This is a genomic window from Vibrio sp. DNB22_10_4 (genome assembly GCF_052879755.1).
In genome coordinates this window covers 23308-29307 of the sequence record NZ_JBNNXW010000024.1, presented here as the reverse complement: position 1 = coordinate 29307, position 6000 = coordinate 23308, and the positions used below count along the sequence as shown (strand labels likewise).

At 41.3% G+C, this 6000-nt stretch carries 9 protein-coding genes; all 9 read right to left on the bottom strand.

Translation table 11 applies throughout. The features are described from left to right. Positions 1 to 114 precede the first annotated feature (114 nt). The 9 genes from ACVA6Q_RS23925 to ACVA6Q_RS23885 all read right to left on the bottom strand — a co-directional run bounded on the left by ACVA6Q_RS23925 (position 115) and on the right by ACVA6Q_RS23885 (position 5894). Positions 115 to 531 (bottom strand): GFA family protein, encoded by a 417-nt coding sequence (locus ACVA6Q_RS23925; protein WP_446649147.1) that lies wholly within the window; start codon positions 529 to 531, stop codon positions 115 to 117. A gap of 50 nt (positions 532 to 581) precedes the next feature. Continuing rightward, positions 582 to 746: a hypothetical protein gene (locus ACVA6Q_RS23920; RefSeq protein WP_162631545.1), complete on the bottom strand. Its 165-nt coding sequence runs from the start codon at positions 744 to 746 to the stop codon at positions 582 to 584. A 762-nt stretch (positions 747 to 1508) separates the two neighbouring features. After that, entirely contained in the window at positions 1509 to 2585 is a 1077-nt protein-coding gene (locus tag ACVA6Q_RS23915) for an LPO_1073/Vpar_1526 family protein (protein WP_446649146.1), read from the bottom strand. After that, positions 2557 to 2754: a hypothetical protein gene (locus ACVA6Q_RS23910; RefSeq protein WP_446649145.1), complete on the bottom strand. Its 198-nt coding sequence runs from the start codon at positions 2752 to 2754 to the stop codon at positions 2557 to 2559. The genes ACVA6Q_RS23915 and ACVA6Q_RS23910 overlap by 29 nt, the downstream gene beginning before the upstream one ends. A gap of 194 nt (positions 2755 to 2948) precedes the next feature. Next, a complete protein-coding gene (locus tag ACVA6Q_RS23905) occupies positions 2949 to 3347 on the bottom strand; it encodes a GFA family protein (protein ID WP_446649144.1) in 399 nt (132 codons plus the stop codon). A 142-nt stretch (positions 3348 to 3489) separates the two neighbouring features. Beyond that, a complete protein-coding gene (locus ACVA6Q_RS23900) occupies positions 3490 to 4074 on the bottom strand; it encodes a hypothetical protein (RefSeq protein ID WP_446649143.1) in 585 nt (194 codons plus the stop codon). A 135-nt stretch (positions 4075 to 4209) separates the two neighbouring features. Further along, positions 4210 to 4638, bottom strand: a complete 429-nt coding sequence (locus ACVA6Q_RS23895) for an NUDIX hydrolase (RefSeq protein WP_394629285.1) — start codon at positions 4636 to 4638, stop codon at positions 4210 to 4212. A 139-nt stretch (positions 4639 to 4777) separates the two neighbouring features. Then, positions 4778 to 5407 carry a hypothetical protein gene (locus ACVA6Q_RS23890; protein WP_446649142.1) on the bottom strand — a complete coding sequence of 210 codons (630 nt, stop codon included), beginning with the start codon at positions 5405 to 5407 and terminating at the stop codon, positions 4778 to 4780. 133 nt (positions 5408 to 5540) lie between these two features. Beyond that, positions 5541 to 5894: a VOC family protein gene (locus ACVA6Q_RS23885; protein WP_446649148.1), complete on the bottom strand. Its 354-nt coding sequence runs from the start codon at positions 5892 to 5894 to the stop codon at positions 5541 to 5543. Positions 5895 to 6000: the final 106 nt, after the last annotated feature.

Below are 6000 nucleotides of genomic sequence, written 5' to 3'. Positions count from 1 at the left end.
CTTGCTAAGTTGCAGCTAACGAACACAACACCCAAGCAAAGCCACGTAATCACTGAACTCAACCAAACCAAAATCGCTGAGCGTTAGCTGTCTGCTTGAGCAATTTGTTAGCTGCTAGCTCGGCTGCTTGAGAAAGACCTTTATATTATTTGGTATCTGATACCAATCCAGTTTTTCACTAACCCAAACATGCGCTTGAGGTTCGAAAATATCAGTTGAAGATAGATCAATTGGTTTGAGCTTTAACTTAACTGTTTCCGGTGCATCTGGGTTAAAGTGATAAATTCTGTTTCCACAACTTGGACAGAACATTGCACAGTTCCGATTACCACTATCAGCTAAGCGCTCCCAGCTTCTCAGTTGACCCGAAAACTCTATTTTAGATACATCAACAACCGCAGTGATGCTAAATGGACTAGTAGATAGCTTTTGACACTCTGTACAGTGACAAGCAAAAACCATCAACGGTTTTTCATATAATTCATAGGTAACTTGTCCGCACTGACATGCTCCTTGAAGTGGATATTCCATCTGTTCCTCCTTTGAACATGGATGGCAGCTAACGCCTTGCTAAGTTGCAGCTAACGAACACAACACTCAAGCAAAGCCACGTAATCACTGAACTCAACCAAACCAAAATCGGCGAGCGTTAGCTGTCTGCTTGAGCAATTTGTTAGCTTTTTGCGTGCGATGAAGCCGACGTTTGGCACCAAGATCTTAAAGAAACGCTCCAAAACCAACGCCACCGACGCACCTAATGCAGAAGCAATGAACCTTCCACCAACTTGCTGCCAAAGATGGCGATACTTAAAGACAACTCAAGGCTCTAGCGCTGAAGCTGACAGCCAAGTGCACCAGAATCGAAGTCGATTGACGCCCTTTCCAAGCAAAAGAAACAGCACGTGCGGTTTTACGATTTGGCACTGACGAGCAGGTGTAAAGCTAGAACGATGAACACCTACTCCAATGAACTCAACCGAGAAAGCTAACGCCTTGTTAAGTAGCAGCTAACTGCCACGATACCCAAACAAAATCACAGTAATCACTAAACTCAACCAAACCAAAGTCGCCAAACGTTAGCTGTCTGCTTGAACAATTTGTTAGCTTTTTGCGAGCGATGAAGCCGACGTTTGGCACCAAGATTTTAAAGAAACGCTCCAAAACCAACGCCACCGACGCATAAAATGCAGAAGCATTGAACCTTCCACAAACTTGCTGCCAAAGATGACGATACTTATAGGCAACTCACGGCTCTTGCGCTGAAGCTGACTGCCAAGTGCACCATACTCGAAGTTGAGCGATGCTCTTTCCAAGCAAAAGAAACAGCACGCGCGGTTTTGAGATTTGGCACTGACGAGCAGGTGTAAAGCTAGGACGATGAACACCTACTCCAATGAACTTAACCGAGAAAGCTAACGCCAAGCTAAGCTGTGAGTGAACGTGTGCCAAAATGAAGCGAAGCGAATTCGGCACGCGTTCACGAATCAGACTTAAGCGTCTTGTTAGAATTACTTTATCCAGATAGACAAATCCATCGTATCGCCTATTTTTCTTCTGTAGTTTGCATGTGCAATTGCGATTCCAACACTAGTCAATTCAAATTTATTAAAAGGCGAAGATTCCCAGACTTCAAACACTTTTTGTAACTTAGGAATTTCCTGAATGAACATATTTTTTACTTCATTAGCTGGCTTAGTGGAAGATTCAAAAAGAGCCTTAAGTTTTTGTCTAACGTCACTATCAAGTCCATTCTTTTTTGCGATGGCCTCAAGTACATCGTCGTCAAGAACTCCAATCTGTAATTTGTCTTTATCATGAAAGCACTGAATCACTAAACCTTGTAAATTTAACCCATCGCCAACCTTTTCAATTAATTCTTCTCTTGTAAAACCTTTAGAAAAGAAAGGCTTATAAGTTACCCTTAATCTCTCTCCGAGATTCCCATAGTTACCAGCGCGCACATGACCACAACCTAAATATTCCGCATGTGTATAATCAGAATTTTTATTTGATAGACTTTCAATAAAAGGAACCACCCGTTTATTGAAGTGAGCGATTAATTCTTCATACGTCGTTACATCTAGCCGTCGTGTTGAAATCAATAAAAAATTTAGCGTTAAAGTGTCAAATTGCTCTAAAGTAAGCTTTGGTGCAATACTCAATGATTCATCTAATACAATTTGAACCATATTTCTTGTGGGAGCTGCAGCTCTGTCCACCAGTATATCAACCAATAAATCTCCTAGATCTTCATCTCCACTAATCGCATACTGTTTTTGAACAGTGAATAGTGCATCCTGTAACGCAGGGGTCTCGAATTCAGTAATTGATTCAGGTGAGCGTTGATTTAATTGAGATATAACTTTATCTGTTACTTCTTCAGCTCGCTCTTGAGCAATCTGAGCAGCTTCTTGTTTAAGCTCAATGAAATTAGACCTAAATACGTCATTAGCAATTTCTTTAGCGTCAGAGTATGAAATCCCCTGATTTATTGTGACTTGCTGCCCTTGAAGGTTAGTTGAGTTGTCACCTGCGTCTTGTTTTTGGCTGGATTTATTAATCATTCTTTTTAGTAAACTCAACATTTCCACCTGCTTGTATATTCGTAGAGTTATTGCCTGATTTTTGTGTTTGTGTTATCCCTGAGGCCTTACTTCGTTTAAATAAGGCAAAAACACCGCCGAATATAGCAATACCTACACCACTAAATACCCATTGATAATGTTCTACTATTAACTGTAAAAAACTTTCCAAAATTTAATCCTTACACTGAACCAAGACGTACGCAGTAATTCTAACGTCTTGTTAAGTAGCAGCTAACTACCACCACACTCAAACAAGACCACCGTAATCACTAAACTCAACCAAACCAAAATCGCCAACTGTTAGCTATCTGCTTGAACAATTTGTTATGCATACGTCTCCACGAAACGTACCCCGTTGGTCGCTCACAGGGGCATCTTCTCGAATTTAGGGATATTGTCACTTAAAAAACCCTCATCCCAATCAGCTCTTGAGCTAACAAAAACATGTGCCGATACACTTGTATTAGTAGCATCTGTTATTAAGCCTTCTGGTACCCAATATGAGTCACTACTGGTAGTCAAATTAGGAACTGGACTACCGCATTGAGTACAGAACTCCGACTTGAAGCCTGATTTGGTGGAATAGGATTTAATTAAATGCTCACCCGAGCACCATCTAAAATTAGACGCTTTTACTATCAGAGCTGAATTAGAAGAAGAACCTGAAACTTTTCGGCATAGGGAACAATGGCATTGATAGATGGACGGTAGTTCGCTCAACAGTTCAAACGAAACATCACCGCACAAACAGCTTCCTTTCAATTTGGTTCTCCAAAACTAAATAGTATGCATAACGCCCGCTTAACTTGCTGCCAACTGCACCGCACTCAAACAGGCTACCGTAATCACAAAAACCAAACCGAACCAAAAATGCCATAGGTTGGCAGTCAGGTTGAAGCGATTGTTATATTGCCACTTCGCTGTTGATACTGACTTTAGTGTGGATCAACTCTATATGGGTCAACAGTATCTCGTCCCAAGCGCTCAGTAAGTCGTTAATTTGATAATCGTGAGAGACAAATCCATCTTCATGGTTTGCAGAATAACCACAAACTTTTCCCGTTTGCAGTGCGTGCCTATCAAGAATAAAGCTATGCTCTTTTATACCTCTCCCTCCGCGATTTGCGCCATGAGCAGCAAAGCTATTGCGAAGATCAAAGATCTTACACTCTCGGATCACCTTGCCGTCAAACTTTATGCTCATCTTCCGCAGGATAACTAACAAAGCTTGCTGCTGCATATATACGGCATTGAAGACACCGTAGAAGTACAGGTAGGTATCACCAAATGGTAAAGAGTTATCACGTGCAAAAAACGCCTGTTTTGCCAGCTGCGTATCTTCCAATAGATAGAGGCTATCAATGATAGAGTTATAATCTGCGCTGTTATCAACAGAAACAATAGGATAAAGATCTGCGTCTTGCTCCACTTCAACAGCTACGTCTGAGATAAGCTCACGGATTGAATAAATTAGACCATCAATATTCACGCTAAACTCCAATTAAAATATAACGCCTTGTTAAGTAGCAGCTAACTGCCACTACACTCAAACAAAGCCACCGTAATCACTAAACTCAATCCAAACCAAAATCGCCAACTGTTAGCTGTCTGCTTGAACAATTTGTTATATACACATGATTTCGACTTGGTCTATTGCGTCGAAGAAGAGTTGATGGCTCTTGAACTTTGGAGCTTCACCTAAGCGATGCCAAAAGAACTTAAACTCATGCCCACCATCGTCTTGTGTGTAGAAGCTCCATTCGTTTGGTAAGTCTTTTACGCCACAAAGAACAAAATGCCAAAGCTGATTTTCATAACCACTCTCCCAACAACCAAGATATTCAGTGGATACTACATGCTGCACACCCGATTCCTCTCTGAGCTCACGAAGTGCTGCTTCCTCAATTGAGTTGTCTGTCGCTTCCAGAGTTCCTTTTACTAACTGGATCTGAGCCAGAGGATGTTCAAAAAGCAGTAACTCTATGCTGCCGGCTGACTTACGAAGCACAACAGGACATACCTTGATTTCTCGGTTTCGTATCCTTGCAAGCACCCGAATCTCCTGTGTATATAACGCCCAATTAAGGTGTGAAGCACGCAATGACCAAGCTTCCGCATTGCACTTCAACACCAAAAACAACGCATATCAAAAATGCCAAGCGTGCTGAATCACTCTTAAATTGTTTGTTAGGTTAATGGCTTAACAGTTGATCTAATTTGCTCCCAACGGGAGAAAGGTAAACCTGAATCCCCCAAGTCTCGCACTGCCTTACAATAACTAATTCTTTAGAAATCAACTCCGAAAGGACTTGCCGATAAATATATGATTTTTGTTCGTAATTATCGATATGTTCAAGCCCCGAATACTCGTCTTTACAACCAGCTTGCACTCCACGATACGCGACCAATACGAGTATGTGCGCTAAGCTAAAACTATCTATAAGAGCTAAATAGTAATTGTACTCATCTTGATCATCAAATTGCACCGTCGCTGATTTAACCAACACATTTTTTAAGTACTTAAGCTTTTCATGTTGTGAAGTTTTAACCGCTGTTTGAGTTAAGCTCAAGATGAAGTCAATGAATTGTTCGTTTGACTTGATATCATCTAGGCTGATGCCCTGTTTTGTTACCAATATATTTACGGCTTCTGTAACTTCATTGCACCATTTTTCTAGTCTACGCTCATAGGGTGCTGTCAGTAATGCATTCAAGATATTACCTCCAACAGGTACCAAGCCCGCAACACATTCTGCTATACGGTATACCTTGTCTTCAGTTGGTTCATCCGTCGGATACACAATTGTTTCGACTTTCTTCATATTTCCCACTTATTAACCTAACGCCTTGTTAAGTAGCAGCTAACTACCACTACACCCAAACAAAGCCACCGTAATCACTAAACTCAATCCAAACCAAAAATGCCGACGGTTAGCTGTCTGCTTGAACAAATTGTTAGGTGACTTTGCCCCGAAGCCCTATTAAGTTCCCGAATGGATCTTCTACTTGGCACATAGACTGTCCATTCTCGATTGGCTTAACTCCTCGATAGAGGCTGCAACCGAGTCCGTAGAAGTGTTCAAGAGCTTTCGTTAAATCGATGACATGCCAGTACAAAACGACACCTTGCTTCCCTGAACTAACTTTGTCATCCGATTGCACTATCTCAATTGCAAACCCATCAATATCAAGCACAGTAAAATCGTACTCACTTAGATAGGTCTCAACAGCTTGTGGAAAAGCTCTTTTGTACCAACTTAAACCAGCTTGAACATCTGGAACATGTATTAATACCGCTGTTGGTTTCAACATAGCCTCCTGTCACCTAACGCCTTGTTAAGTAGCAGCTAACTACCACTGCACTCAAACAAAGCCACCGTAATCACTAAACTCAATTCAAACCAAAATCGCCAAC